Below are 24143 nucleotides of genomic sequence, written 5' to 3'. Positions count from 1 at the left end.
CATAGCTTCTAATTGCGCCGCCCATCGGTTCGCCTCTTCCGTGGTTGCCGCTGCCACCAACAGCGATCGCACTAATCAAATTTTGTATATGATGGATCTAGCCATTTTTGACACCTTGATATAGAGGTGCCCTTAATTTACAGCAATTAAACAAACACTCTAAAATCATCAAACTAGCTGAACAATATCACTCCACTAATATTAGAGGATTAGGTTCAGTTGCCAAAGGTAAAAACACCGAAAATAGTGACATTGATTTCCCGATCGATCCCAAACCAGAACAAGATTTATTTGATGTTATTCATTTACGAAGAGCATTACAACAACTGCTTACCCATAAACAGACAATAGGGATCGGGCTGATAGTCACCAAAAGGTGGACAGTCCACATATCCTAATTTTCGATATAAAGAAATCGCTTCGGTTTGATAAATTCCGGTTTCTAACTTCGCCTCACGAATTCCCAAATTAATCAGATGGTTTTCCATTTCACCCATGAGCATCCGAGCTAACCCTTGACCTCTGAACTCTGGCTTGACATAGAAGCGTTTCATCTCCCCATAATCATCAAAGATTTTGACGGCTCCAATTCCTACCAATTTGCCATCCACAAAAGCACCCATCATATGGACATTCTCTTGAGAGAGAACATCCACCGAATCTAAATAATTACTTTCATCAGGATAAAAGCCCTGGAGATAGATATCCAGTTCTGCAATTAGCTCTTGTGCTTCAATAGCTTCAATAACTTTCAGCATTCTCAGGTTTTAGGATGGATTGGGAGCCGTATAGCCTTGAAGACTTTCCGGTTCAAAGGTGCGAATGATGACAGTCGCTTGCTCAATCAGATTACTTGAGCCTTGTACCACAACTAAATACTTGCCTTCTTGTAAGCGGTTGCGATAGGGAAGAGCATCGCCACTACCGCTAATTAAACCGACACCACCACCAACAAATAAAGCTCCTAGCCCGCCAGAAGCAGCACCTAAAATCCCACCAACAACATGATTGCCGATTTCTCCAGCCCAGGCGAAGGTATTCAGCCCAGAAATGACGCTAAAGGTAGCCCCACCAAAAAATCCAAAGGGGACTAACCAAGTCGCCATCAGTCGGGCTTGTTTTTGGGCGGCTTGGTTGGGGTTAATCAGGCCAAACTCATCAGCACTTTTGTAACCTTTACCTAAGATGTTAACTTGGCTTATGGGTAAGCCTCCTTTTTCTAAGGCACAGTAGACTCCTTCAGCTTGAATGCGATCGCGCAATACGGCAACTAGATAATTCATCAGCTCTGGTAATTTAACTCAACACTCTGATCGCGGTTCTTCCTATGATACCGGTTTACGCCTAAGCTGATAAGAAGAGTCTCAATCGAGCGACAATAGTCACAATTCCCAATTGCGCGATCGCCTCCTACGACAGAGTGCTACATATCATACAGCGCAAAGCCCTCTCCGTCGAGGAATGAGGGAAGTCAACAACAGACTCAATCTAGTCAGTGAGCGATTCTGGCGATCTTTAAAAACCGCCATTTGATGTACTGCATAGCAGAGAAGGCAAAAAAGCTCAAATGGGTTCTATCGATAGTTCAACCGTTATGAGCGAAATTGGCGTAACACTTCAAATGCTTTTTCCCTCATCGGTTGAGGTAACCGAGACAGTCCCAATCCAATCCAAGCTTTTTTCGGTGAAAAAGATCTTCCTTTTTGAATCAACTCTCGACCTTCTGTAACTTGATTTTTTTCCACCAGACGCAACCCTAACAACAGTTGAGTTTCTTGCAACCGTTGTTGGCGAATCGTTTCTAACTTTCGATCTTCAAACTGGTAGCTCGATAAATAATTCAGTTTATCTCGTAAATACGGAATCGCTCGATCGATCCCTTGCTGTTCTGGATGAAATCGATATTCCATTAATCTCTGGGGTAAATAGTACCCCTTTTTACCCGCCAGAGCTATCCGAACAAACAAATCATTATCTTCACAATTTTGTAAATGAGGTCGCATAAAATCGACCTCTTTGAGTACCTGAGTCTGAAATAGGGTTGCACCAACCTGAAAACTTTGCTGAACAAAAACTGTTTCCAGTAAGTTATTGACCTGGCCTTCTAATAATTCAGTTCTACCCCAGCGACGAGAATTAATTTCTGTTTGTTCTAGATTCCGTTGATTATCCAGATCGATAATCCAATGATCGGTTCCCACAAAATCGATTTCTGGATGGTCGATCAAGATTTTGCTAGTCGCTGCTAAAAAATCTTTCCCTAATCGGTCATCATCATCGAATTTAACAAAAAAATCACCCTTCGCTGCATAAAAACCTGACCGCATATTATTACTTTTGCCAATATTTTGATCGTGGCGAATATAGGAAATTCTATCATCCTGTTGCTGATATCCAGCCATGATCTGGGGGGTTTTATCCTGAGATCCATCATCACAAACAATCAACTCCCAATCCATTTCAGTTTGTGCGAGTACACTCTCAATCGCATAGGTCAAAAGCTGAACTCTGTTAAATGTAGGAATACAAACACTAATTTTAGGGTGACTGGAGTTCATAAAAATAGGGTGGAATAAAAACTATAGTCAATGGGCTAAGGCTATACCCAGAAATATTGATCTCGGCAAATGATAAAATTCCCTTTGGGAATCTGCGCGATCTATGCAATCAGAGATAAGATAGCAAAGATATCTTATCTCTGATTGAATGTCTCTCAATTTTTATGAAAATTTTAATCCTCTCAGTAACCTTTCCCTATCCTCCAACACGGGGGGGAACTCAGGTGAGAACTTTTAATTTACTCAAATATTTGAGCCACAACCATTCTATCACCCTAGTGACTCAACGTGCCAGTGATGTCAGTGATGCAGAAATTGAAGCCTTGCGCGAGTGTGTGAAGGAGTTAGCGGTCTTTCCTCGTCCCTCAGAACCACCTCCTGGAAAGTTCTCTAAACTCAAACGCTTGCAGGACTTCTTTCAACAGGGAACTCCCCCGAATGTGAGAGCTGTCTTTTCAGAAGCTATGCAGCAATGGGTCGATCGAGCGGTAGCTGAGGGAGACTTTGATGCGATCGCCTGCGAACATAGTGTTAATGAAATCTACATCCGTCCGGAATGGAAATCGACCTGCGGTACGGTGGTCAATATCCATAGCTCGGTCTATGGTAGTTGCAAAAATCAGTTGGAGACTAAAACTTCGGAAAATCAACTGCGAGATAAAATTAATTTGCCTCTACTTCGACAGTATGAAAAACGCTACACGAGCAAGTTTAGGCATCTTGTAGTCACCACAGTTGAGGATAAACGAACGCTGCTGGAGATTAATCCTGAAAGTACAATTAGCGTGATTGCAAATGGTGTAGACCTAACTCTGTTTCCTAAGCGTACTGAAGATCCGGGGGGATATCAATTGGTATTTATTGGAGCGATGGATAATATTGCTAATATTGATGCGGCTCGTTTTTTGAGCTTAGAGGTATTTCCTCAAGTGCAAAATCGCTATCCGGATGCATCCCTAATGTTGGTTGGCGCTAGGCCGGTTCCAGAGGTGAGTTCTTTAGAAGAGCGGCCGGGAATTACGGTGACGGGGCGAGTGCCTTCGATGGTAGACTATTTGCATCGCTCGACAGTTTGTGTGATTCCGATGCGTACTGGGTTTGGGATTAAGAATAAGACCCTGGAAGCGATGGCGGCTGGTATTCCGGTGGTCGCGAGCGATCGCGGTTTGGAGGGCTTGGCTGTTGATGGGCCGGAGATTCCCCAGCGGGCCCTACGAGCCAATACCTTAGAAGATTATGTGGTGAATATTAGTCGTTTGTTTGAAAATCCTGCTTTAAGAAAAAAACTATCCCGTAATGGCCGAGATTTGATTGAACAGGAGTACACTTGGGAACAGGCAGGTATGCGCTATGAACAAGCGTTGATTGCTTCTACCCAAGGTTAATCTAAATCATTAGAGGGTCTGATTTATTCCCACTGAAAAGCTATGAATGAGGATACAGGAAGCGTATTTTCTGAAACTAACCCTAGACGGCCTTCTTCCCTACAGGCCCTTTTTGGCCTGATCGTTTTGACCTTGGGATTCTCTAGTGTAATGGCTGGAGTTTGGGTGGCCTTAAAATTGATGGTTAATCCAGATGCTCTGATTTGGGTCAATCAATATTTACCAAAAACTACTCAGTTAGGAGAAACGAATCGTCGGTCTCTACAAACCTTAGATGAAATTGAAGAAAAACTGATTCAATCGGGTTATACTCCTGGCTATCCCTTGCAGATGAAGGTGGGCCCCTATGAGGATATGATGCTACCGATTTTTGCCCATCGCCAAGGGTGTCAACCGGATGCCCCAGGATCGCCGCCTTGTCGGTATATCGATCAGTTAAGGGTTTATCGCCGGATTAGCGATCCGGAGCCGTTTGAGCGGGAGAAACCGATGTATCAGTTTATTAATCAACTGGAGATCGAATCGCTAACTGAGGGCTTTGTCCTCAAGCCTTTGAACTTAACAATGGAAACGTCCAATGAATTCCTACCACTAACGGGTTTAAAGTGGAGTAATAGCGCTTTGGTTAATGGTGAGTCGGCCCAGTGGGTGCATCTAACGGGCACTATTACTCGGGAAGGAAAAGAGATTCTCTATGGTCAGACGATTTATTACAATCCCAAAACCACTTATGTTGCTTCGTTTGCCAGTTGGACAAGTCCCGCCCATGAGTTGCCGGTATGGTCGAAGCATCCGAAGTGGCCAAAACAGCCGTTTTTGACGGTGAATCAAACGGTGGGTTTGGAACCGCAGTTTAAGATGTATCAACTGCAACCGAGGACATTTTTGCCTGCACCCGTGGAATTGCAACCGGTTTCTCTGGATCGGATGTTGTTGAAAGGTTCTGAGTATACAGAGGCGATGCAGTTGGCTAAAAGTGGCTTATGGACTCCGGCAAAGCAACGGTTGCATGGCTTATGGAATTTACCGGGATGGTCAGTGGATATTCAAGGTCAATGGGAGTTGATTAACCGTCATACCCAATTGAGTGCCCACAATGCTCGGCAATCTTGGGCTTCTCCGAGTCAACAGATCTTGACTCGAATGATCGATGGGCGCTGGGATGAGGCGTTGCAGATTTATGAGGCTTCCGAGAACCGGGAAGAAATGAATCGCTTGTTGGCGACGGATACGGGGGTATTATGGAATCGGATTAAGGGGGCGATCGCGGTTGAACCCAATCACAAGGGGGTCCTGACTTGGGGGGCCTTGCTGCGGGCAGCTCAGGATGGACCGGAAGGGGCGATCGCTTGGCTCAAACAACAAGGAGTTGAGGAGGATTGGGAGATTTTTGATGAAAGCATTTGTGACGGGGGGAACGGGTTTTGTGGGGGCGAATTTGGTGCGATCGCTCCTGGACAAGAATTATCACGTTCGGGCCTTAGTCCGTCGCCAAAGTAGTTGGGATAATCTGGATGGACTCAATATTGAAAGGGTGGTAGGCGATTTTCATGCCCCCAATTTAAGTCAGCAAATGGCTGGATGTCAGGTCTTGTTTCATTGTGGAGCGCATTATTCCCTATGGCAAAGGGATGCTAAAGCACTCTATTACGATAATGTGGTGGGGACGCAAAAGATACTGGCGGCCGCTCGTGAGGTAGGAATTGAGCGCACGGTTTATACCAGTTCTGTGGCCGCTATTGGCGTGGGAAATGGGCAAAAACCTGTAGACGAAACCCACCAAAGTCCCTTGAATGAGCTGATTGGAGAGTATAAAAAATCTAAATATCTGGCGGAACAGGAAGCCCACAAAGCGGCTAAACTGGGTCAAGATATTGTGATTGTTAATCCCAGTACGCCTATCGGCCCCTGGGATCGAAAACCAACCCCCACTGGGGATATTATGGTCCGTTTTCTGCGTGGGAAAATGCCAGCTTATGTGGATACGGGATTGAATTTTATCGATGTGCGAGATGTGGCTGAGGGTCATATTCTGGCACTCGACAAAGGGAAAAGGGGCGATCGCTATATCCTCGGAAATCAAAACCTGACGCTCAAAACATTCCTCGAATATCTGGCAGAAATTACCGGAATCCCTGCACCCACGCAAACCGTCCCCCTATGGCTTCCTCTGACAGTTGCTTGGATAGATGAAATCCTGCTCGCACCTCTCGGTAAATCGCCCTCGGTTCCCCTGGATGGAGTGCGGATGTCCCAACATTCCATGTACTATGATGCGTCTAAAGCTGTCCGGGAATTAGGTTTACCCCAATCCGATATTAAGGGTGCAATTAAGGATGCGGTAGAATGGTTTCAATAATTAACAATTAACAATTAAAAATGAAACAGCCCTACCTTATATCAAGTCCAGCTAATCAGTTATAAATAAGTCATTGCGAAGGTCACGAAGCGGAGTGAAGCAATCTAGATCATCTCGGAGGGATCATCATGGTTACAACAGTAGAAAAACGCAAAGTTATTAGCTTAGAAGAGTTTTTGGCACAGCCAGAAACCAAGCCTGCCAGTGAATATTTCAATGGGGAAGTGAGTCAAAAAATGATGCCACAAGGAAAACATAGTATTTTACAGGTTGAACTTGCCTCTGCAATTAATCAACAGGCGAAACCTAATAAGTTAGCTTATGCTTTGACAGAGTTGAGATGTACATTTGCTGGGCGTTCTATTGTGCCGGATATCGCCGTGATTCGTTGGGAAAATTTGCCCAGAGATGAGGAGGGAGAAATGGCCAATCATTTCGATCGCCATCCGGATTGGATCGTTGAGATTTTGTCACCGGATCAACCGATGGCATTAGTGATGGAAAAAATTCTGTTTTGTCTCCAAAATAGCACAGAATTGGGTTGGCTCATTGATCCTAAAACCCAATCGATTACTGTATTTCAATCGGGTTTGCCCAAAATTTATCGAGTCGCTCATGGGGATACAGAACCGTTACCAATGTTGACGGGTTTACAGGAATGGACGTTATCAGTCAACGATATTTTCAGGTGGTTGAAAGCTTAGAGTCATTTAATCGGCGCTTGGAGATTGACGGAGATCGTCGTCACCCGGCCAAAATTCATCATCTAACACTAGCAGGTAATCAATCTCGTAAAGTGTGGTTAATTTTTCTGGCGATACAGCGCTTTGCGCTGTAACGGAGTACAGTCTCATTGAGATCAGTCATTGCGAAGGTCACGCAAGTGGAATGAAGCAATCGCAAAATCCCCCAATCTTGGCGATTGCTTCCCTGCGGTCGCAATGACCACTCACATCTACGATCAACAATGTACCTCATAGCAGCGCGAAGCGCTGTAAGCTCATCACTCATAGCCCTTACATCTGTTCAACAGCTTACGCACAGTTTAGCCGATGATTATAAATCCAACCTTACAGCAGTAGGAGCGAAAAATTTTTCGCCCCTACAGATGCATGTCAATTCGCAATGACTTTTATAATGAATTAGCCGAATATAATATTACTTCATCGTTGAAAGATCGAGCGCATCAAAGGATTGCAAAAACGCGAGTAGTTTACGGGCAATTTTAGCCACACCACCGCTAACATTGGATTCGATATTTAGGGGAATCACCGGATCGTGGAGGGACAAACGTAAGAGAAACCATCCATTTTCTTCTGGAGCAGTGCAGGAAACTCGCACACCTTCATAGTTATTGGGAACCACGCTCCAGTTCGGTTGAGCGTTAGCAAAGGTTTGCAAGGCTTCAATCACCTGATTCCCATAAGGTTTGAAGTCATCCAGGGCAAGTTTAATGCGGAATTCCTGGCTTTCGACAGGTTCTTTGAGGTTAGTGATTAAATCATTGAGCGATCGCCCTTCTAATTTCGCTTTTGCCAATTCGATCGCCAGTTTACTGACTAAGTAAGCTCCATCATCAAGAAAGTAGTTTTCTTTCATTGCTGCATGACCGGAGGTTTCAATGGCTAACCAAGATTCCTGACCTTCTGCGTTCAATCGTTGGGCTTCATTGATCACATTTTTATACCCACGCTTAAACCGATGATGAGTTCCCTTGAGGTCTTCGGTAATGAACTTCGCTAAACCATCAGAGGTAATGGAGTCCGTAACGATGGTCGATCCGGGATGTTCTCGCAACACAATAGCAGAAATGAGGGCAATGAGACGGTTACGGTTCAGTTCTTTACCCGTCCCATCTACGGCTCCCCCGCGATCTACATCAGTATCAAAGATAATCCCCAAATCCGCTTGATTCTCCGTGACCACTTTACAGATAGCATCCATTGCTTTGCCATTTTCGGGGTTCGGTACATGGTTAGGGAAATGGCCATCTGGGTCAAGAAATTGACTCCCTGTGGTGTCTGCGCCCAAGGGTTGCAAGACTTGACTGACATAAAAGCCCCCTGCACCATTACCGGCATCAACGACAATTTTGAGACCTTTCAGGGGTTGTTCAAAATCTGTCGGATGGTTCGTGCCTTCCCGGATTTTTTGCACCAGTTGACCCGCATAGACGCTCATAAAGTCTTTTGGCGTAATGGTTCCGGGGGTAGCTGCGGGGATAAAATTGGTTTGGGAGGCAATGCTCAGAATCTGACTAATATTTTGTTTTTCTAATCCCCCTTCAGCCGTAAAAAATTTACACCCGTTGCGATTTGAGGGGAGATGACTTGCCGTAAGCATTATTGCTCCATCGCACATAAACCCAGGGGTTACCGTACTCATGAATAGGGCAGGGGTCGAAGCCAGTCCGAAATCATACACTGTTGCTCCCAGAGCGGCGATCGCTTCCATCATCGCATCGATCAATTCTGGCCCAGAAATACGGCTATCGCGTCCCAACCCTAGAGTTAATTCTGTAATCGGTTTTTCTAAAGTTTGACTGAGCCAAGTGCAAAAACTTTGACCAATTTTACGGCAAACGTCCGGCGTTAAATTAACCGGCTCATCGGGGATCGAGGGAAGTGCCACCCCTCGAATATCTGAGCCATTTTGTAATTTTTTCCAATTGATATCATTAACCATAGCTAGTAAGCATAGATAAAGCTAACTTTCAGAGTACCCTAAGTTTCGCTTTTTTCCTCTAAGCTTAAGATAATTTACCGAATATTGATCCAGTCATTATGAAACCCATATTAATTCTCGATCGGTTATGTCAAGAAGCAAAACTTTTTGCGGAAATTGAGTCTGATCATCATGAATCTTCTCTCTATGGTATCACGGATGGTAAAGCCCTAGGAACCTACTTCGAGCATAAATTTCAAAAGTATCTAGAAATCCATTACACTTTCGATCGAGGCAGTTCAGCTAAAGGCATTGATTTTCCTGGATTAAATGTGGATATGAAAGTAACCAGCTATCGGCAACCCCAATCCTCTTGTCCTTTCAAATCTGCACGTCAAAAAATATATGGGTTGGGATATAACTTACTAATTTTTGTCTATGATAAGACTGATGACTCCAACACCAAGACCGGTCAGCTAAAAATACTACACTCAGTCTTGGTAACCAGAGAAAAGACAGCAGACTACCAAACAACACAGGGAATTCAGAAACTCTTAGAAAATAATGCTAACCTAGATGACTTACTCACTTTCTTTGCCGAGCGGATGCTTCCTCTCGATGACATTCAAGCGGAACAACTGGCTGAAGAAATTTTGCATCACCCTCCTAATTTAGGCTATTTAACCATTTCCAATGCCTTACAATGGAGACTTCAGTATCGCCGTGTGATTGCTGAAGCGGGTCATATACCAGGAATTATTCGAGTTTTATAAGATGAGAATCAGTCAACATAGAAAAAAGGAATATGGTGATTTTCAAACGCCTTGGAAATTTACTTGTAAAATCTGTGAATTGCTGTATCAGAAGGGCATTAGACCTCTATCAATTATTGAGCCAACTTGTGGTCAAGGAAATTTTTTGATGGCGGCTATGGAATGGTTTGATTCTGTAGAAATTGGTCTGGGATATGATATCAACGATCGGTATATCCAATATGTAAAAAATCAAGTGTATAATCAGCATTATGCCGATCGAATAAAAGTAGTAAACGCTAATTTTTTTAATATGGACTGGAAAAGGATCGCGACTCAATTACCAGAACCTATTTTATTTATTGGCAATCCTCCTTGGGTAACCAATTCTTTTCTGGGAAGTTTGGAGAGTGAAAATATACCGAAAAAAAAGAACAGCGATCAAGACAAGGGCTTAGATGCATTGACCGGTAAAAGTAACTTTGATATTTCTGAATGGATGTGGCGCTATATTCTAGACTCTCTAGAGAAAAAATCAGGTTGGGTTGCCCTACTAACAAAAACAGTTGTTGCCCGTAAAATCATTCAATACTGTCATAAAAGTCAGTTGCCTATTCTACGATCTGAACTTTATCTATGTGACACAAAAAAACATTTTAATGCCACCGTGAATGCGGGTCTACTTCTGTGTTATATCGGCCCGGGAATATCTAGTTATAGCTGTTCGGTTTATCAAGGCATTAAAAATCCCGTTAATCAGTCAAATTTCGGGGTTTATGAAGGACAGTTGATTGCCAATTTAGAATATCTGAAAACATGGAAACATCTTCAAGGACAGAATATTTATCAATGGCGATCGGGGATTAAACACGACTGCTCTAAAATCATGGAACTAACGGGGAAATTCCCCTATCTCAAAAATGGATTGGGAGAAATACTTAATCTGGAATTTTTTTATTTGTATCCTCTATTAAAAAGCTCTGATATTGCTCATCAGAAAAACAAAGAGATTTCGCGTTATCTCTTGGTGACTCAAAGGAAAGTCGGAGCTGAGACTGACTCTATTTCTATTCACGCACCATTGACTTGGCACTATTTAACTGAATATAAAGAGTTGTTCGAGCGGCGAAAAAGCTCAATCTATCGAGGGAAACCTTCCTTTTCTATTTTTGGAGTTGGTGATTACTCCTTTTCGCCTTGGAAAGTAGCGATTTCTGGACTCTATAAAAAAATAAGTTTCTGTCGGATATCATCCCATGAAGGAAAACCGGTTATGCTTGATGATACTTGCTATTTTATTGCTTGTAAAACTGAATCAGAAGCCGTTCTACTAGAGCAATTATTAAACTCACAGATTGCACAAGAATTTTTTAGTGCATTTATTTTTTGGGATGCGAAACGCCCAATTACTGCCTCCATACTGAACCGTCTGGATTTGTTTAAACTAGCAGATGAATTAGGAAAAGGAGAGGAATTAAGAGGCTATAATCATTGCCCTGATGTTTCATCTATAATTAAGAAATGATGCAAAGATAGGAGAGAGAAAAATGAGTCAAATTTTTCTGACATTAGGATCGCTATTCGCAGCGATCGCCGTTGCTGCCGGCGCTTTTGCTTCCCATGCACTCAAAGATCAACTGAGCGATCGCTCCCTGGAAATCTTTGAAACTGCCAGTAAGTACCAAATGTATCACGCTCTTGGCATTATCCTAGTTGCCCTATTACTGAGTTTTATTCCTTCTGGAAATACCTGGATGGTGACAGCCGGATGGGCATTTGTCGCCGGGATTCTCCTGTTTTCCGGTAGCTTATATGCCCTCAGTGTCACTGGAATCAAGATCCTGGGAGCCATTACCCCCTTGGGCGGTGTAGCTTTTTTAATCGGTTGGGGCTGTTTAGCTCTGTCTGCATGGATGAAAACGGCTGTTTAAACTGAAGACTAAATTATTTAAACGTTACTGATACTTCCCCTAAACCCTCATATTGCGCTCGAATTATCATTGCCTCCTTTACTGGAGTTAAAGGGGTAATGGTTCCTAAAGATAACAAATCTCCCGGCTTGAGCTGAATTCCAGCAGCATTCAAATCCTCTTTCAGCCATAATACAGCTTGTAAAGGATGCCCTAACAGTGCAGCACTGCTACCCTCGGATAGTTTCTCTCCTTCGCCATTTTCCATGACTACCGTAATGGAGCCTAAGCGCTTTTCCCATGCGGGAGTCGCCTCAAGTGCTACCGGTTCCCCCAAAACTCCTAACCTGGCTCCAGTATTGATAGCAACTAAAGCAGGGCCATTTAAGGGTACAGTGCGATCGTATATCAAATCGGCCAATTCAATAAAGGGAATGACAGCATCTAAACTCTCCAATACCTCTTGGGGAGTTCTAGCTTGATTGATCTTTGCATCTCTGACGCGCACGATCAAATCCGCTTCAAATACGCCACGAGTGCCAAAGTTGACGGGAACAGTTGCACCACTCGAGAGTAACATTTCTTTTAATAAAGTTCCCCGTAGAGGATGGGAAACCCCGAAGCGCTCCTGAGCCACAGGACTGGTTAAAGCTGCTTTATAGCCGATAATCGGGCCAAGTTGGGGAATGAGGGCTTGTACAAATTGTTGCTGAAATTGGGCAGCTTGTTCTAGAGTGCCATTGGGAGCGATCGCTGAAACCGGAGTATGATTCATATAATCTCTCACCAAGCGCTCTACAGAACTCGGCATCGAACGAACTTCAGTCCAGACACTGCCGGTGAAGAGTATGCCTCCAGAAAGTCCTATCAGTAGAGGTTTTTCTAATCTCCACATCATAATCGTCTCGTCCTACTCAAAAAAATGAATAAATCAAGGTGACCTTATTATAATCCAGAAAATAAGGATAATTCCCAAAGGCTCAAAGCGGCTGTTCCTGCTGTTTTTTCTTGGAACTTTTTCATCAATCTATTCTGTTGATCGGCAGAAAAATGACATTTCCAATCTCCAATTTTTCCTTTACGGATAAAAGGAGTAAGTGTGTCTGGACGTTCGCTAGACCAACGACTTTGATCTTTACTCATTTGACTAAAGCTGGCATGGTAAATTATCGCCTCTAACGTTTGTTCTCGTTCAATTATCTTCCGATAATCAGGACCAATAAAATCGGCTATCTTAATCACTGCCGATCTGGTATCTTCCTGAATTGATTCATAGGTTAGGAACAGGATATTTTCCTCATCTTTACGATCTATCCAGGACAGCAAATGAGCGAAATAGTCTCCCCAGTCCACTTCTCCCTTCATAAAACACTCAAAAAAGCTATCAAATGTACCTTCAGAAAAATTATAATGCTTGATAAATCCTTGGGTATGGTAATAAAAAGAGACCACACAATCAAAGGGATTACGAGCAATATAAATGTATTTTGCTTCAGGATGGTGGGGAGTTAGATCGTAGGGAAAATGCGTTTTAATAAATCGGGGTTGAGGAGAACTTTTGACAAAATCTGCACCAAATTCTTCAAGGTGAGGAACTTCTCGATTAATTTGTTTACCCACTGGGAAGGGTTGACCTTGATGACTTAACATCCATAGTATGTTCTGTACCCAAGTAGTGCCACATTTGGGATAGGTAACAATAAAAGTATCCCCTTTTTGGGCTTTATAATTTAGGGCTGAATCAAAATTTTTGGGAGGGAATCCCATCGGTAAGCGAAAATTATGATGTAGGATATAGCTTGGTTTTAAATCAGGAATCATAGGGTTTAGCTTATTAACAAAGTCAATTATTGAAAGAATAAGTTGACAAGAATATCTGTTTCACATAAAATATGTTTCTATCTCTTCTGTTAGTAACATTTCTGGGTGTAATTAACATGGTTTTAGTTCAAAAAGCATATCAGGATTTTTCTGACTATTCAAGGCAATCTTATGACAATTGGCAACTGCTTTTAAAAAAGCAGTTAGTTAATATTGAAGGGAGAGCAACCGGCTATTTTATGGAAGGCTTAAAAAGCATCTTACCTTTAATTCAAGATATTCCTAATATTACCGTATTATCTGACTTTTTGTACCAGTCTATTGGCTGGCAACTCTGGCCAGTTCAAGGACTCTTAGAACCTGGTATATTTTTTTATTTATTATCCCATCAATATTTCCCTGTATCAACAGTTGTGCGATCGCAAACGGATTTTACTTATTCTCCAGTCCCCGATCTGTGGCATGATATTTTCGGGCATATTCCTTTACTGTTTTTTCCTCCTTATTCTAGTTTAATACAAAAAACAAGTCAAAACTACTTGGATTACCCCAAATTCAAATCAGCTATCGGCAGTTTATTCTGGTATACAATAGAGGCAGGAGTATGCAATGAACATGGCGATCGGCGAGTTTATGGTGCTAGTCAACTCTCTAGTATTGAAGAAATTGGCTATGCTGTAAGTCATCATCCCATTGTTATCCCCTTTGACTTAGGTCAAGTCCTCAATTCTCCTGTGCAAATTGATAAATTACAAGATTATATTTTTGAAATTCCTTCCTTAGATTACCTTGATAGTATTCCCAATCAGCTCGATCAATACTTATCTTACCAATAGTTGTCCATTGATTTCACTTTAGCGATCGGATGATTGCTTTTGATATGTTATAAAGTTACTACAACACTTACTTGGGTTAATCTCAAGACCTACGTCTTGGAATAATAACGGATAGAGAGTTTGCTTAAAAAACAGCATTGTCAACTCTTCTTGAGCTAATAGTTGTTCATCTTTCTCAAAAAAATAACGTTTTTTATGAAGACGATACTCTGGATTATCTTCTATGGGTTCAATCACTTGGGAATACCTGATTCCTCCAGGCAATTTTTTAGAGAAGTTAACTCCTGGCTTTTGTCGATTCAGTAATATCAATCCGCCTTCTCGCAGATGATGAACAACATTCTGTAACCCTTGCAGATTTTGTTCATAATCAGATAAATGACTGGCTAGTTCTAAGCGATCGCCCCAATCTAGAAATACCCATACTCCCCCATTAGAAAGCATGGCATCAAACGTTCTATTTAGCTCCATAGTCAGGGCATTTTCCTCTCTCAAATCAACCCGATCGCCTAGACGATTCTGGGCCAGATTCAGCATAGATGTAGTAATATCAATACCTGTAAACTGACAGGTTTCGTCTAGGGCAATATACTCTTCTGCTAGTAGCCCTGTCCCAACACCTAACTCAAGAATTTGACAACCTCTACCGAGAACTGAATAAGCATCCTCAGCCAGGCTAGTATAATCGTAATAACCAGAATTCATTAACAGATCATAATAGTGCGTAATTCCTGTATATTGGTTGTTCATTGATCAATCATCCTCATCCTTTCAGCCCAGATACTTTCTGTAGAGAGAATACCACAAGAGCAGCTCCTCACTCCCCATTCCCTATTCCCCAGCGCTATGATGAAGATTATTTCAACAAGTGTGAATTATGTTTTCTGGCGATCGCACCCCACCTTAGCAAAACCCCTTACCTACCCTGTACGATTTACCTAGTGAAAATCCAGAGGAAACCGGTTGCGGGCATTTCGCTTACAAGGCGATCTCTACCAAGAACAACTCCTTCTCGATCGCCATATCTGGTTTAATGAGTTAGACCTAGGCTGATGCCTATGGCAAGGAATCTATGACTATAGAGAAGGACTCTGGCTCTGCTGGTATGATGCCCAAGGAAACTGGATTCCCCCTCCTAGCGAGTAGCCCCAAGAGAGGGATGAGGAGCTAGAACAACAACGCCAACGCGCTCAAGACGCTGAACAGAAAGCCGAGTAACTTGCAGCCTATATCAAGTCTCTAGGACTCAACCCAGAATATATCAACCCTCCAGATTAAGGAGCGATAATAGATTCTGTTGCATAAGTGGACAGAAAATAAATAGCAATGGAGTAATCCCTATTCCCCATTCCCCATTCCCTCTTCCCTGACTTCTGCAAGAAGTCTAATGATCGAGCGCGATGTGGCACAATAAATGGGAAGCGCAAGAATAGGGTAGAGTTCAGAACATGACCAAGTTCGTATTTGTCACGGGGGGTGTAGTTTCCAGTATTGGTAAAGGAATTCTCGCCGCCAGTTTAGGACGACTGCTCAAATCACGGGATTATTCTGTTTCTATTCTCAAACTTGACCCCTATATTAATGTAGACCCCGGCACAATGAGTCCTTTTCAGCATGGGGAAGTCTTCGTTACTGAAGATGGAGCAGAAACTGACCTAGATTTGGGACACTACGAGCGCTTTACCGATACTTCCATGTCTCGCCTCAATAGTGTTACCCAAGGCTCTATCTATCAAGCCGTGATTAATAAAGAGCGTCGGGGAGACTACCATGGGGGAACAGTGCAAGTAATTCCCCACATTACCCATGAAATTAAAGAACGGATTCACCGGGTAGCTCGCAATTCTACCCCAGATGTGCTGATTACCGAAATTGGTGGAACCGTCGGTGATATTGAATCTCAACCCTTTTTAGAAGCAATTCGCCAATTCCGCAAAGATGTGGGACGCAATCAGGTGCTGTATATTCATGTTACCCTCGTGCCCTGGATTCCTTCGGCGGGAGAAATGAAGACGAAACCCACCCAGCACTCAGTGAAGGAATTGCGCTCGATTGGCATTCAACCTGATATTTTAGTCTGTCGGTGCGATCGCCCCCTACCCGACTCCCTAAAATCCAAAGTCTCTGAATTCTGTGATGTTCCCGTCGGATGTGTGATTCCCGCTCAAGATGTCAGTACCATCTACGAAGTACCCTTGAGAATGGAAGAGGAAGGATTAGCCACCCAAGTGATTGACTTACTGCGTTTAGAACAGCGTCCTCCCCAGCTCCAGAAATGGGAAAGCCTCGTCGAGTGTCTCTCTAATTCTACTCGCTCCCTAGAAGTGGCGATCGTCGGCAAATATGTCCGCCTCACCGATGCCTATCTTTCCGTCATTGAAGCCCTACGCCACGCCGCCATCACCATTAACTCCCATGTTAATATTCACTGGGTCAACTCTGAAGACTTAGAAAAAGACGGAGCCGAAACCCATCTCCAAGGCATCCATGGCTTAGTCGTTCCTGGAGGCTTTGGCATTCGCGGTGTAGATGGCAAAATTAAAGCCGTTGAATATGCCCGTTCCCATCAAATTCCCTTTCTGGGATTATGTTTAGGAATGCAATGTTCCGTGATTGAGTGGGCGCGAAATGTAGCCCAATTAAACCCTGCCCATAGTGCCGAATTTGAACCCCAAACGCCTAACCCCGTCATTAACCTATTACCAGAGCAAGAAGATGTGGTGGACTTAGGCGGAACCATGCGTTTAGGACTCTATCCTTGCCGCATATTGCCCAATACCTTAGCTGCCCAACTCTATGAAAAAGAAGTGATTTATGAACGCCATCGACATCGCTATGAATTTAATAATGCCTATCGCAATCTTTTCTTAGAAACAGGATATATAATCAGTGGAACTTCTCCCGATGGACGGTTAGTAGAAATTATCGAATATCCCCAACATCCGTTCTTTATTTCTTGTCAGTTTCATCCTGAATTTCACTCTCGTCCTAGTCATCCCCATCCTCTGTTTCAAGGGTTTATTAAAGCTGCCCAAGACTATACAGAAGAACCTTTAGAAACTTCAGAAATACAGGAAGATTTTACTCCTAAAACTCCACTTCCAGCCAATTTAGTATAAGCACGATCTGGAGGTAAACTGGTGGCATTCTGGGCTAAAATTCCATTTGAACGTCAAATTTATGTGATCGATTTAGACCGCATAGATACGTTTATTTGTGCCACGAATGGTAAAATTTCCTTCTGGTTACCCGATAGTCAAACGCCCATTGTCCTGACTCCCCAAGGCGAATCTGAAAGTTACTTGAAAGTTCAAAAGTATATTCATAACTGTTTAGAGAATCGTAAGAATAGAAATTGGCTGAAGTTTCACTATGAGCGCAATGACTATTTTATCAATTTGATTCAAATCAGTTTGTTTGCGTATCATCCAGGGAATAAGAAGCTGACCTTTTGGTTGCCTAACAGTCAGACGGAAATTGTCCTCAATCCGAAATTTCATGAGCAAGCTTATTATGAAGTGATCGAGTATATTCGACAACAAACTCATTATTCCTTGGATGAAGAATGATGGATGAGTAATAGATAATGGGTCAGGGGTAAGAGTGTAAATACTTAGTGTTTGAATGGGGAATTTTCTTTATTTTTTCTTAAATTTTAATCGGACAAGATTACGTTATTATAGTAAGCTAAAAACTGTTTCAGTATAAACTGAGAAATTATGGCAAATTCAACCCATCATCAAATTGTAATTGTTGGCGGAGGTTCCGCAGGAATTACAGTAGCAGCCCAGCTCTTAAATGCCAACTCTAATTTAGATGTGGCGATTATTGAACCGTCAGAAAAGCATTATTATCAACCCGCTTGGACTTTAGTCGGTGGTGGAGCATTTGTCGCAGAAGATACGGTCAAACTCGAAAAAGAATGTATTCCAGAAAAAGCAACTTGGATTAAAGCCTATTGTCAGGAATTTCAGCCCGATCAAAATCAAGTGGTTACCCAGGATGGAGGAGTGATTTCTTATGATTATTTGGTGGTTTGTCCTGGGCTACAAATCCATTGGGATTGGGTGGAAGGGTTACCCGAAACATTAGGAAAAAATGGAGTTTGTAGTAATTATGACTTTGAGCAAGCCCCCAAAACTTGGGAAATGATTCGCAATTTTAAGGGTGGAACCGCGATTTTTACTTATCCAGGTACGGCAATTAAATGCCCCGGTGCGCCCCAAAAGATTATGTATTTAGCCGATGAAGCATTCCGGAAAAATGGGCTTCGCGATCGCTCTAAGATTATGTATTGTACGGCAACTGGTGGGATTTTTGGCGTTCCTGCCTATGCCAAACCGTTGATGGAAATTGTTAAGCGCAAAGATATTGAGATGAAGGTTAAATATAACCTGAAAGCGATTAAAACTAATCCCAAAGAGGCGATTTTTGAAGTGACGACAGATGAGGGTGTGGAGTCGGTGAGTATTCCCTTCGATCTCCTCCATGTCAGTCCACCGATGAGCGCTCCAGATTTTGTTAAAAATAGTCCTTTAGCGGGCACGGAAGGGGCGGCTAAAGGTTGGGTCGATGTGGATAAGTTTACCCTCCAGCATAATCGCTATCCCAATGTATTTGGCCTCGGTGATGCGTCGTCTCTTCCTACGTCAAAAACGGCGGCGGCTATCCGTTCAGAATCGCCAGTGGTGGTGCAAAATTTGTTGGCTCTAATGGAGTCGAAATCGCTGAATCATCAGTATGATGGTTATGCCTGTTGTCCGTTAGTAACGGGGTATGGCAAGGTGATCTTTGCTGAGTTTGATTATGATAAAAATCCAAGTCCTACGTTTCCCCTCGAGCCGACGGAAGAACGTTATAGCATGTGGTTGCTCAAGCGCTACGGTTTGCCGTTCCTGTACTGGAATCGTATGCTCAAAGGTAAGAATTTTGAGCGATCGCTACTGAAAAAATAGGTCATTTACTCTTTTTTACTGGAAGACAAGGGGCACCCAGCCCCTTGTTTCATAACAAATAATTGAGAATTAGGGAGTTAATTACTGCGATCGGCCCAGATCTGAGCTGAATTTGCATTCTCACCATAAGTAACAACCCGCTCCTGAGCCGCTCCATAGTTTTCACTATCCTCTGGCACTTGAGCCATTAAATCCCGTGCTTGCTGCCATTGACTGGAAACCTCTTCCCACTCAGCACGGGTACTGGCAGTTTGTGCCAGTTCAGCAGCACTCATCGCTAGGTTAATCCCTTCTCTCCACGGATTGGTCGAAGCTGGGGGAACTGATGCTGGATTTGCAGGTGTGGCTTCCGGTTCTGTCGTTTCTGGTGGGCTTTCTATGGCTGTCTCAGGAGCAGCTGTCTCAGGAGCAATTTCCGGTGCAGTTGCAGGAAGAAGAGGAGCTGGAGCCGGACGTAGGAAAAACCACCAAACTGCCGCACCAATGAGAGCGACAATAGGGATTGCTAACAAAGGCAAGAAATTCTTCGCCCCTGATTTCTTCTGTTCTCCAGATTCATCAAGCTCTGAATCCAAAGGTTCCGCACCATCGAGATCGTTACCGTTATAGGAATTTAAATCTTCATCCGGATCGTCAAGGGCAAAATTGGGTAGCTCTTCCTCATCCTCTTTCCCTTGCAACAAGTCAATCGTGTCGCTCCAACTCGGCTTTTTCGATCCAATTTGGCGGCCGTAGATTTGTAGGGTTGGGAACGAGTCAATACCCATATTGAGGATTTCATCATGAACGATCGCCACATATTCTTCCTGTTCGGGTATGTTTTCCCCTTCTAGGAGGATATGTAAACAGCCTTCTTTAACCAGTGCTTTGGCGGTAACCCCTTGGGGTTGTAAGACACTGTTGAGAGCATCGGTGATCTCTGCTGGATTCGGTTGTGCCATGGCGCTGAGTACCCTGAACCGGATGAATTTGGACAAGGAGGATTGAGACAGACAATGGTGACTCAGGTTAAGTCTTCAATTCCTGGCCCATTACTATCTCGGGTCAATAGTAGCAGAGTTTGAGGCTCTGTGGGAGTTTTTTGGCTTACAGGGTATTGATATTTTATTCGAGATCTTGTGTTACAAGAGGCCATTAGATCAATATCATACTGAATATAACTGCGATTTACTTAAGGAAAGAAATTCTAGAAATAGCGGCTAAACAGGGTTTCGTTGACTACTTATTCCCAGCATACTAGGGATAAATCGCGCGATCGCCCAAAGCGCTATATTAGAATCAAACATCAAGCCCACACTATAAATTCTATGCCTAAATTAACTATCAAAGACTTAGAATATCTCCAAACCCAGCATCCCAACTATCGGATGGAATTAGTTCAAGGAGAAATTATCTTTATGAGTCTTTCCGGATTAGAATCAGATGAAGTGGCTGCTGCTATTGTTGCTGAATTATCCCATTGGGTGAGACCGCGAAAATTAGGGCGAGTCATTGCCTCTAGTGGTGGATTTTGTTTACCCAATGCTGACGGAGATGTTCGCGCACCCGATGCTTCTTTTATCCTGGCTCAACGTTTACCTCGCACCACTGACAGTTATGCTGAATTAGTGCCCGATCTAATGTTTGAAGTGAAGTCCAGAACCGATAGTCTCATCAAATTGCGCCAGAAAATCAAAGAATTTATAGTATTAGGAACTCAGGTGGGAGTATTGGTCGATCCGAGAACTCGTACAATGGAAGTTTATCGACTCAATCAAGACCCGATAACGTTATGTGATGGGGATATTTTTACCGTTCCTGCATTACTCCCTGGATGGGAATTACCTGTAGTAGAAATCTGGGCCCCGGAATTTGATTAAAGACATCGATCGCAAAGCTGCACAATGGAAAGCTGGAGAGGAATAGCTGAAGTTTATCGTGTTGTTCTAGCGATCGCGATCGCACCCTGCCCCAAGGATAACCCTCCGTCATTGCAGGGAACTTGTGCCTGAGATAAACAGGTATACCCTTTTGCTTCTAGTTTAGCCGTCAGTTCTTCGAGTAGAATCCGATTTTGGAAGCATCCTCCAGAGAGAGCAATGTGTTGAATGGACAGTCCATCCGATTGACAGTTATGGATTAATTTTTGTACTAACTGTATCATTCCTTGGATTAAGCCTTGGTGAAATCGAGTTGCCATCCGAGAGACACTTGCGCCTTGGTTCAAGTCTTCCAATAAAGAAAACCACATGGGGCTAGGGTCGAGATAGAGAAGTTTATGAGTTAAATTAATATCAAAAGGATAAGCAAAATCATCATCAGATTCTGAGAGTAAATGGAGATCGACAGCCATTTCTAATTCGATCGCCCCTTGACCTTCAAATAGGGCGCGATCGCGACATAAGCCGATCGCCGCCGATACCGCGTCAAACAACCGCCCCGTCGAACTCGCCAGGGGTGCGTTGAGCCGTTTTTGCAGCATTTGCTCAAAGAGAGCGATTGATTTATTCTGGAAATAGTCAAATAATTCCAGATGACCGAATTTTTCAATTAACATCTGCCAATCAAAGGCCGTTTTTAAGTGAGCATAGGTGTTGCGCCAAGGTTCGAGAATAGCTTTCGTTCCTCCAATCATCGCCACCGGTTTTAAGGTAGCTAACCGTTGATAGCCTCGATAATCTGCGAGTAGAAACTCTCCCCCCCAAATCGTACCCTCTTCGCCAAACCCTAAGCCATCTAGGGCAATGCCTAAAATGGGAGAGTGGTCTAAAGGAATGCCATTTTCAACGAAGCAACTGGCAATATGGGCATGGTGGTGTTGAACTTGAATTAAGGGTAACTGATGAGTTTGGGCCTGTTCTTGAGCCAGTTTGGTCGAGAGATATTCGGGATGGAGATCGGCGACTAAAATTTGCGGTTGATGATCGTAAAGTTGGCGAAAAAGTTTGAGGTTTTTCTGATAATCTGCATAGGTAATCGGGTTTTCTAAATCGCCTTGATGTTGGGATAAAATAGCTTGATTATTTTGGATAAGACAAAAGGTGGATTTGAGTTCTCCGCCATAAGCTAAGATGCTTGAGTGGCGATCGCATCCTGGCGGCAGGGCGATCGCTCCCGGAACGTAACCCCGACTGCGACGCAATAAACGGGGTTTTCCTGCCATAATTCGCACCACGGAATCATCTATGCGATTGGCGATATCTCGGTTATGAAATAATACAGTATCCGCTAATCCGATCAGTTTCTCCCTGGCTTCTGTATTGCTAATTAACTGAGGTTCGTGGGATAAATTGGCGCTGGTCATCACCAGGGGATAATCCAGGGTTTCGAGTAGTAGAAGATGCAATGGAGTATAGGGAAGCATAAAACCGAGTGTTCTTACTCCAGGGGCGATCGCCTCCGGTAAACGCTCCCCTCCGTCAGCATTCAACAGCACAATGGGAGCCGCAGGACTCGTAAGCGCCTCTTCTTCGGCTCGACTCACCCGACAATAGCGACGAATAACCCTAATATCCCGCGCCATCAATGCAAAGGGCTTACCAAATCGTCGTTTACGTTCGCGCAAGCGGTTTACAACGTCTTCATTCGTCGCATCGCAGGCTAAATGAAATCCCCCTAACCCCCGAATGGCAAGAATTTTGCCTTGTTCAATCCGGGAAATCGTCTGTTGGATCTCTTTTCCCGGTTCCCCAACCCTATCTTTATCCGTGAGGGACTCTAGCCAAACTTTCGGTCCGCAAATGGGACAGGCGATCGGTTGGGCATGGAAGCGGCGATCGCCCGGATCGTCGTATTCCTGTTGACATTGGGGACATAACGGAAAATTCGCCATCGTTGTTGAGGGGCGATCGTAGGGAACCCCTTGAATAATCGAAAGCCTTGGCCCACAATGGGTACAGTTCGTAAACGGATAGCGATAGCGCCGCTCTGAAGGCGTATAAATTTCTGCCACACAAGCAGAACAAGTCGCTGTATCAGGGGCAATTTGAGTCTGGGTTTTGCCCCCCACACTCTCGACAATAGCAAATTCCTTAAACTCAATAGCTTGCTCTTGTTCTTGGATTTCAATCGTCTCTATCTGCGACAGGGGAGGCGCTTGGGACTCTAACCGTTGCCGAAATTCGGATAGTGCTTCCGGTTCTCCACTCACCTGAATGCGTACCCCTTGCCCATCATTGCACACCTGGCCAACTAGCCCAAGCTCATAGGCTAAATGCCAAACATGGGGCCGAAATCCTACCCCCTGAACCCGCCCTCGGACACGAATTTCCAGAGTTTTGCTATACTCTGGGTTCATGCGCTTGCATCCCTCAAAATTTCCTCCAATGTCAATTTAAACAGAGGAAAATCAGTTTGAATTGTTTCCCAGATAATTTCTAAGTCCAACTGGAAATATTCATGAATCACTACATTTCTCATGCCTCGAATATCAATCCAAGGCACTTGTGGATAAGTGGTATGTACTTGCGGGGAAATATTAGCTGTCGCCTCACCAATGACAGCTAATCCATACAAAATAGCCTTTAAAGTGCGCCGATCTTCACAAAATTGCGTAAATATCATACCTTCGACAAATTGCTCAATCTCAATCACTTCTGTCAGGATATCCTGGACTCTATCAGAAAACTCTCTAGAAGGCACGTATAGCCTCCTTCAAAACCTTTTCCTTCAAAGCGGGTTTGAGAGAATTCGGCGTACCCAAATCCACTGAGCAGCCGAGGATCTCTTCTAGATAATGCTTGAGACCCAGAAATGTAAATAACCCAACTGGGCACTCAAATTCGACTAGCAAATCTACATCGCTATCTGGATGCGCCATATCTCTGGCAACTGACCCAAATAAAAACAACATTTTCACGCTGAATTGCTGTAATTGTTCGCGATGTTCTGATAAATTATCTAGAACGGCTTGCTTGCTTAACAT

The 24143-nt window shown here is 43.5% G+C and carries 25 protein-coding genes; 13 read left to right on the top strand and 12 right to left on the bottom strand.

Annotated elements, in window-relative coordinates; translation table 11 throughout:
• Positions 1–164: 164 nt before the first annotated feature.
• Entirely contained in the window at positions 165–398 is a 234-nt protein-coding gene (locus tag J7545_RS23920) for a nucleotidyltransferase family protein (RefSeq protein WP_413039284.1), read from the top strand.
• Here J7545_RS23920 and J7545_RS05195 read toward each other — a convergent pair.
• The 3 genes from J7545_RS05195 to J7545_RS05185 form a co-directional block, all read right to left on the bottom strand.
• Positions 318–758 carry a GNAT family N-acetyltransferase gene (locus tag J7545_RS05195; RefSeq protein WP_318700704.1) on the bottom strand — a complete coding sequence of 147 codons (441 nt, stop codon included), beginning with the start codon at positions 756–758 and terminating at the stop codon, positions 318–320. The genes J7545_RS23920 and J7545_RS05195 overlap by 81 nt on opposite strands.
• Before the next feature lie 9 nt (positions 759–767).
• Positions 768–1283 carry a hypothetical protein gene (locus J7545_RS05190; protein ID WP_318700705.1) on the bottom strand — a complete coding sequence of 172 codons (516 nt, stop codon included), beginning with the start codon at positions 1281–1283 and terminating at the stop codon, positions 768–770.
• 309 nt (positions 1284–1592) lie between these two features.
• The gene (locus J7545_RS05185; protein WP_318700706.1) at positions 1593–2558 is read right to left on the bottom strand and encodes a glycosyltransferase family 2 protein; all 966 of its coding nucleotides are present in this window, start codon (positions 2556–2558) and stop codon (positions 1593–1595) included.
• Positions 2559–2722: 164 nt separating this feature from the next.
• On the opposite strand from J7545_RS05185, the gene J7545_RS05180 reads away from it, so the two are divergent.
• The 4 genes from J7545_RS05180 (at position 2723) to J7545_RS05165 (ending at position 7006) form a co-directional block, all read left to right on the top strand.
• On the top strand, positions 2723–3943 hold the full coding sequence (locus J7545_RS05180) for a glycosyltransferase family 4 protein (RefSeq protein ID WP_318700707.1): 1221 nt from the start codon (positions 2723–2725) through the stop codon (positions 3941–3943).
• A gap of 42 nt (positions 3944–3985) precedes the next feature.
• Positions 3986–5443, top strand: coding sequence for a hypothetical protein (locus tag J7545_RS05175; protein WP_318719260.1), 1458 nt, complete (start codon positions 3986–3988; stop codon positions 5441–5443).
• Positions 5337–6302, top strand: a complete 966-nt coding sequence (hpnA, locus tag J7545_RS05170) for a hopanoid-associated sugar epimerase (protein ID WP_318700709.1) — start codon at positions 5337–5339, stop codon at positions 6300–6302. The genes J7545_RS05175 and hpnA overlap by 107 nt, the downstream gene beginning before the upstream one ends.
• A 128-nt stretch (positions 6303–6430) precedes the next feature.
• Positions 6431–7006 carry a Uma2 family endonuclease gene (locus J7545_RS05165; protein WP_318700710.1) on the top strand — a complete coding sequence of 192 codons (576 nt, stop codon included), beginning with the start codon at positions 6431–6433 and terminating at the stop codon, positions 7004–7006.
• Between the two features lie 6 nt (positions 7007–7012).
• On the opposite strand, the gene J7545_RS05160 is transcribed toward J7545_RS05165, so the two are convergent.
• Both J7545_RS05160 and J7545_RS05155 read right to left on the bottom strand, forming a co-directional pair.
• Positions 7013–7156, bottom strand: a complete 144-nt coding sequence (locus J7545_RS05160) for a hypothetical protein (RefSeq protein WP_318700711.1) — start codon at positions 7154–7156, stop codon at positions 7013–7015.
• Positions 7157–7460: 304 nt separating this feature from the next.
• Positions 7461–8987 (bottom strand): hypothetical protein, encoded by a 1527-nt coding sequence (locus J7545_RS05155; protein WP_318719258.1) that lies wholly within the window; start codon positions 8985–8987, stop codon positions 7461–7463.
• A 98-nt stretch (positions 8988–9085) separates the two neighbouring features.
• Here J7545_RS05155 and J7545_RS05150 point away from each other — a divergent pair, with 98 nt between their 5' ends.
• The 3 genes from J7545_RS05150 to J7545_RS05140 are packed head-to-tail and all read left to right on the top strand — an operon-like array spanning position 9086 to position 11649.
• The gene (locus J7545_RS05150) at positions 9086–9739 is read left to right on the top strand and encodes a hypothetical protein (protein ID WP_318719257.1); all 654 of its coding nucleotides are present in this window, start codon (positions 9086–9088) and stop codon (positions 9737–9739) included.
• Between the two features lies 1 nt (position 9740).
• Positions 9741–11243, top strand: a complete 1503-nt coding sequence (locus tag J7545_RS05145; protein ID WP_318719256.1) for a hypothetical protein — start codon at positions 9741–9743, stop codon at positions 11241–11243.
• 22 nt (positions 11244–11265) lie between these two features.
• The gene (locus J7545_RS05140; RefSeq protein WP_318719255.1) at positions 11266–11649 is read left to right on the top strand and encodes a DUF423 domain-containing protein; all 384 of its coding nucleotides are present in this window, start codon (positions 11266–11268) and stop codon (positions 11647–11649) included.
• Positions 11650–11662: 13 nt separating this feature from the next.
• Here J7545_RS05140 and J7545_RS05135 read toward each other — a convergent pair whose 3' ends face one another.
• Both J7545_RS05135 and J7545_RS05130 read right to left on the bottom strand, forming a co-directional pair.
• Positions 11663–12526 carry a hypothetical protein gene (locus J7545_RS05135; protein ID WP_318719254.1) on the bottom strand — a complete coding sequence of 288 codons (864 nt, stop codon included), beginning with the start codon at positions 12524–12526 and terminating at the stop codon, positions 11663–11665.
• Positions 12527–12573: 47 nt separating this feature from the next.
• Complete coding sequence (locus J7545_RS05130) at positions 12574–13449, bottom strand: sulfotransferase domain-containing protein (protein WP_318719253.1); 876 nt, start codon at positions 13447–13449, stop codon at positions 12574–12576.
• 116 nt (positions 13450–13565) lie between these two features.
• Here J7545_RS05130 and J7545_RS05125 point away from each other — a divergent pair, with 116 nt between their 5' ends.
• The gene (locus J7545_RS05125) at positions 13566–14285 is read left to right on the top strand and encodes a hypothetical protein (RefSeq protein WP_318719251.1); all 720 of its coding nucleotides are present in this window, start codon (positions 13566–13568) and stop codon (positions 14283–14285) included.
• A gap of 18 nt (positions 14286–14303) precedes the next feature.
• On the opposite strand, the gene J7545_RS05120 is transcribed toward J7545_RS05125, so the two are convergent.
• A complete protein-coding gene (locus J7545_RS05120) occupies positions 14304–15035 on the bottom strand; it encodes a class I SAM-dependent methyltransferase (RefSeq protein ID WP_318719249.1) in 732 nt (243 codons plus the stop codon).
• A gap of 698 nt (positions 15036–15733) precedes the next feature.
• Here J7545_RS05120 and J7545_RS05115 point away from each other — a divergent pair.
• The 3 genes from J7545_RS05115 to J7545_RS05105 all read left to right on the top strand — a co-directional run bounded on the left by J7545_RS05115 (position 15734) and on the right by J7545_RS05105 (position 19240).
• Positions 15734–17404, top strand: a complete 1671-nt coding sequence (locus J7545_RS05115) for a CTP synthase (RefSeq protein WP_318719247.1) — start codon at positions 15734–15736, stop codon at positions 17402–17404.
• Between the two features lie 21 nt (positions 17405–17425).
• Positions 17426–17854, top strand: a complete 429-nt coding sequence (locus J7545_RS05110) for a hypothetical protein (RefSeq protein WP_318719246.1) — start codon at positions 17426–17428, stop codon at positions 17852–17854.
• 150 nt (positions 17855–18004) lie between these two features.
• Positions 18005–19240: an FAD/NAD(P)-binding oxidoreductase gene (locus J7545_RS05105; protein ID WP_318719244.1), complete on the top strand. Its 1236-nt coding sequence runs from the start codon at positions 18005–18007 to the stop codon at positions 19238–19240.
• Between the two features lie 77 nt (positions 19241–19317).
• Here the strand turns inward: J7545_RS05105 and J7545_RS05100 are convergent, their stop codons facing one another.
• Positions 19318–20181: a hypothetical protein gene (locus J7545_RS05100; protein WP_318719243.1), complete on the bottom strand. Its 864-nt coding sequence runs from the start codon at positions 20179–20181 to the stop codon at positions 19318–19320.
• Between the two features lie 366 nt (positions 20182–20547).
• On the opposite strand from J7545_RS05100, the gene J7545_RS05095 reads away from it, so the two are divergent.
• Positions 20548–21099 carry a Uma2 family endonuclease gene (locus J7545_RS05095; RefSeq protein ID WP_318719242.1) on the top strand — a complete coding sequence of 184 codons (552 nt, stop codon included), beginning with the start codon at positions 20548–20550 and terminating at the stop codon, positions 21097–21099.
• Between the two features lie 53 nt (positions 21100–21152).
• On the opposite strand, the gene hypF is transcribed toward J7545_RS05095, so the two are convergent.
• The 3 genes from hypF to J7545_RS05080 are packed head-to-tail and all read right to left on the bottom strand — an operon-like array spanning position 21153 to position 24143.
• Positions 21153–23516 carry a carbamoyltransferase HypF gene (hypF, locus tag J7545_RS05090; RefSeq protein ID WP_318719241.1) on the bottom strand — a complete coding sequence of 788 codons (2364 nt, stop codon included), beginning with the start codon at positions 23514–23516 and terminating at the stop codon, positions 21153–21155.
• Positions 23513–23860, bottom strand: a complete 348-nt coding sequence (locus J7545_RS05085) for a DUF86 domain-containing protein (protein ID WP_318719240.1) — start codon at positions 23858–23860, stop codon at positions 23513–23515. Before J7545_RS05085 ends, hypF begins: the two co-directional genes overlap by 4 nt.
• A complete protein-coding gene (locus J7545_RS05080; RefSeq protein ID WP_413039283.1) occupies positions 23850–24143 on the bottom strand; it encodes a nucleotidyltransferase family protein in 294 nt (97 codons plus the stop codon). Before J7545_RS05080 ends, J7545_RS05085 begins: the two co-directional genes overlap by 11 nt.

The organism is Roseofilum sp. SBFL (assembly GCF_017746885.1).
In the GTDB taxonomy this organism is placed as follows: Bacteria; Cyanobacteriota; Cyanobacteriia; order Cyanobacteriales; family Desertifilaceae; genus Roseofilum.
Note: the sequence above shows the minus strand (reverse complement) of the source record. Positions and strands in the feature narration are given on the sequence as shown.

Excerpts from the sequence above, each read along its gene's own strand:
- J7545_RS05195 (WP_318700704.1), bottom strand. The coding sequence starts at position 758 with ATGCTGAAAGTTATTGAAGCTATTGAAGCACAAGAGCTAATTGCAGAA.
- J7545_RS05125 (WP_318719251.1), top strand. The coding sequence starts at position 13,566 with ATGGTTTTAGTTCAAAAAGCATATCAGGATTTTTCTGACTATTCAAGG.
- hypF (WP_318719241.1), bottom strand. The coding sequence starts at position 23,516 with ATGAACCCAGAGTATAGCAAAACTCTGGAAATTCGTGTCCGAGGGCGG.
- J7545_RS05175 (WP_318719260.1), top strand. The coding sequence starts at position 3,986 with ATGAATGAGGATACAGGAAGCGTATTTTCTGAAACTAACCCTAGACGG.
- J7545_RS05165 (WP_318700710.1), top strand. The coding sequence starts at position 6,431 with ATGGTTACAACAGTAGAAAAACGCAAAGTTATTAGCTTAGAAGAGTTT.
- J7545_RS05185 (WP_318700706.1), bottom strand. The coding sequence starts at position 2,558 with ATGAACTCCAGTCACCCTAAAATTAGTGTTTGTATTCCTACATTTAAC.
- J7545_RS05095 (WP_318719242.1), top strand. The coding sequence starts at position 20,548 with ATGCCTAAATTAACTATCAAAGACTTAGAATATCTCCAAACCCAGCAT.
- J7545_RS05180 (WP_318700707.1), top strand. The coding sequence starts at position 2,723 with ATGAAAATTTTAATCCTCTCAGTAACCTTTCCCTATCCTCCAACACGG.
- J7545_RS05130 (WP_318719253.1), bottom strand. The coding sequence starts at position 13,449 with ATGATTCCTGATTTAAAACCAAGCTATATCCTACATCATAATTTTCGC.
- J7545_RS05080 (WP_413039283.1), bottom strand. The coding sequence starts at position 24,143 with ATGTTAAGCAAGCAAGCCGTTCTAGATAATTTATCAGAACATCGCGAA.
- J7545_RS05140 (WP_318719255.1), top strand. The coding sequence starts at position 11,266 with ATGAGTCAAATTTTTCTGACATTAGGATCGCTATTCGCAGCGATCGCC.
- J7545_RS05145 (WP_318719256.1), top strand. The coding sequence starts at position 9,741 with ATGAGAATCAGTCAACATAGAAAAAAGGAATATGGTGATTTTCAAACG.
- J7545_RS05190 (WP_318700705.1), bottom strand. The coding sequence starts at position 1,283 with ATGAATTATCTAGTTGCCGTATTGCGCGATCGCATTCAAGCTGAAGGA.
- J7545_RS05160 (WP_318700711.1), bottom strand. The coding sequence starts at position 7,156 with ATGAGACTGTACTCCGTTACAGCGCAAAGCGCTGTATCGCCAGAAAAA.
- J7545_RS05105 (WP_318719244.1), top strand. The coding sequence starts at position 18,005 with ATGGCAAATTCAACCCATCATCAAATTGTAATTGTTGGCGGAGGTTCC.
- J7545_RS05120 (WP_318719249.1), bottom strand. The coding sequence starts at position 15,035 with ATGAACAACCAATATACAGGAATTACGCACTATTATGATCTGTTAATG.
- J7545_RS05115 (WP_318719247.1), top strand. The coding sequence starts at position 15,734 with ATGACCAAGTTCGTATTTGTCACGGGGGGTGTAGTTTCCAGTATTGGT.
- J7545_RS05150 (WP_318719257.1), top strand. The coding sequence starts at position 9,086 with ATGAAACCCATATTAATTCTCGATCGGTTATGTCAAGAAGCAAAACTT.
- J7545_RS05100 (WP_318719243.1), bottom strand. The coding sequence starts at position 20,181 with ATGGCACAACCGAATCCAGCAGAGATCACCGATGCTCTCAACAGTGTC.
- J7545_RS05135 (WP_318719254.1), bottom strand. The coding sequence starts at position 12,526 with ATGATGTGGAGATTAGAAAAACCTCTACTGATAGGACTTTCTGGAGGC.
- J7545_RS05155 (WP_318719258.1), bottom strand. The coding sequence starts at position 8,987 with ATGGTTAATGATATCAATTGGAAAAAATTACAAAATGGCTCAGATATT.
- hpnA (WP_318700709.1), top strand. The coding sequence starts at position 5,337 with ATGAAAGCATTTGTGACGGGGGGAACGGGTTTTGTGGGGGCGAATTTG.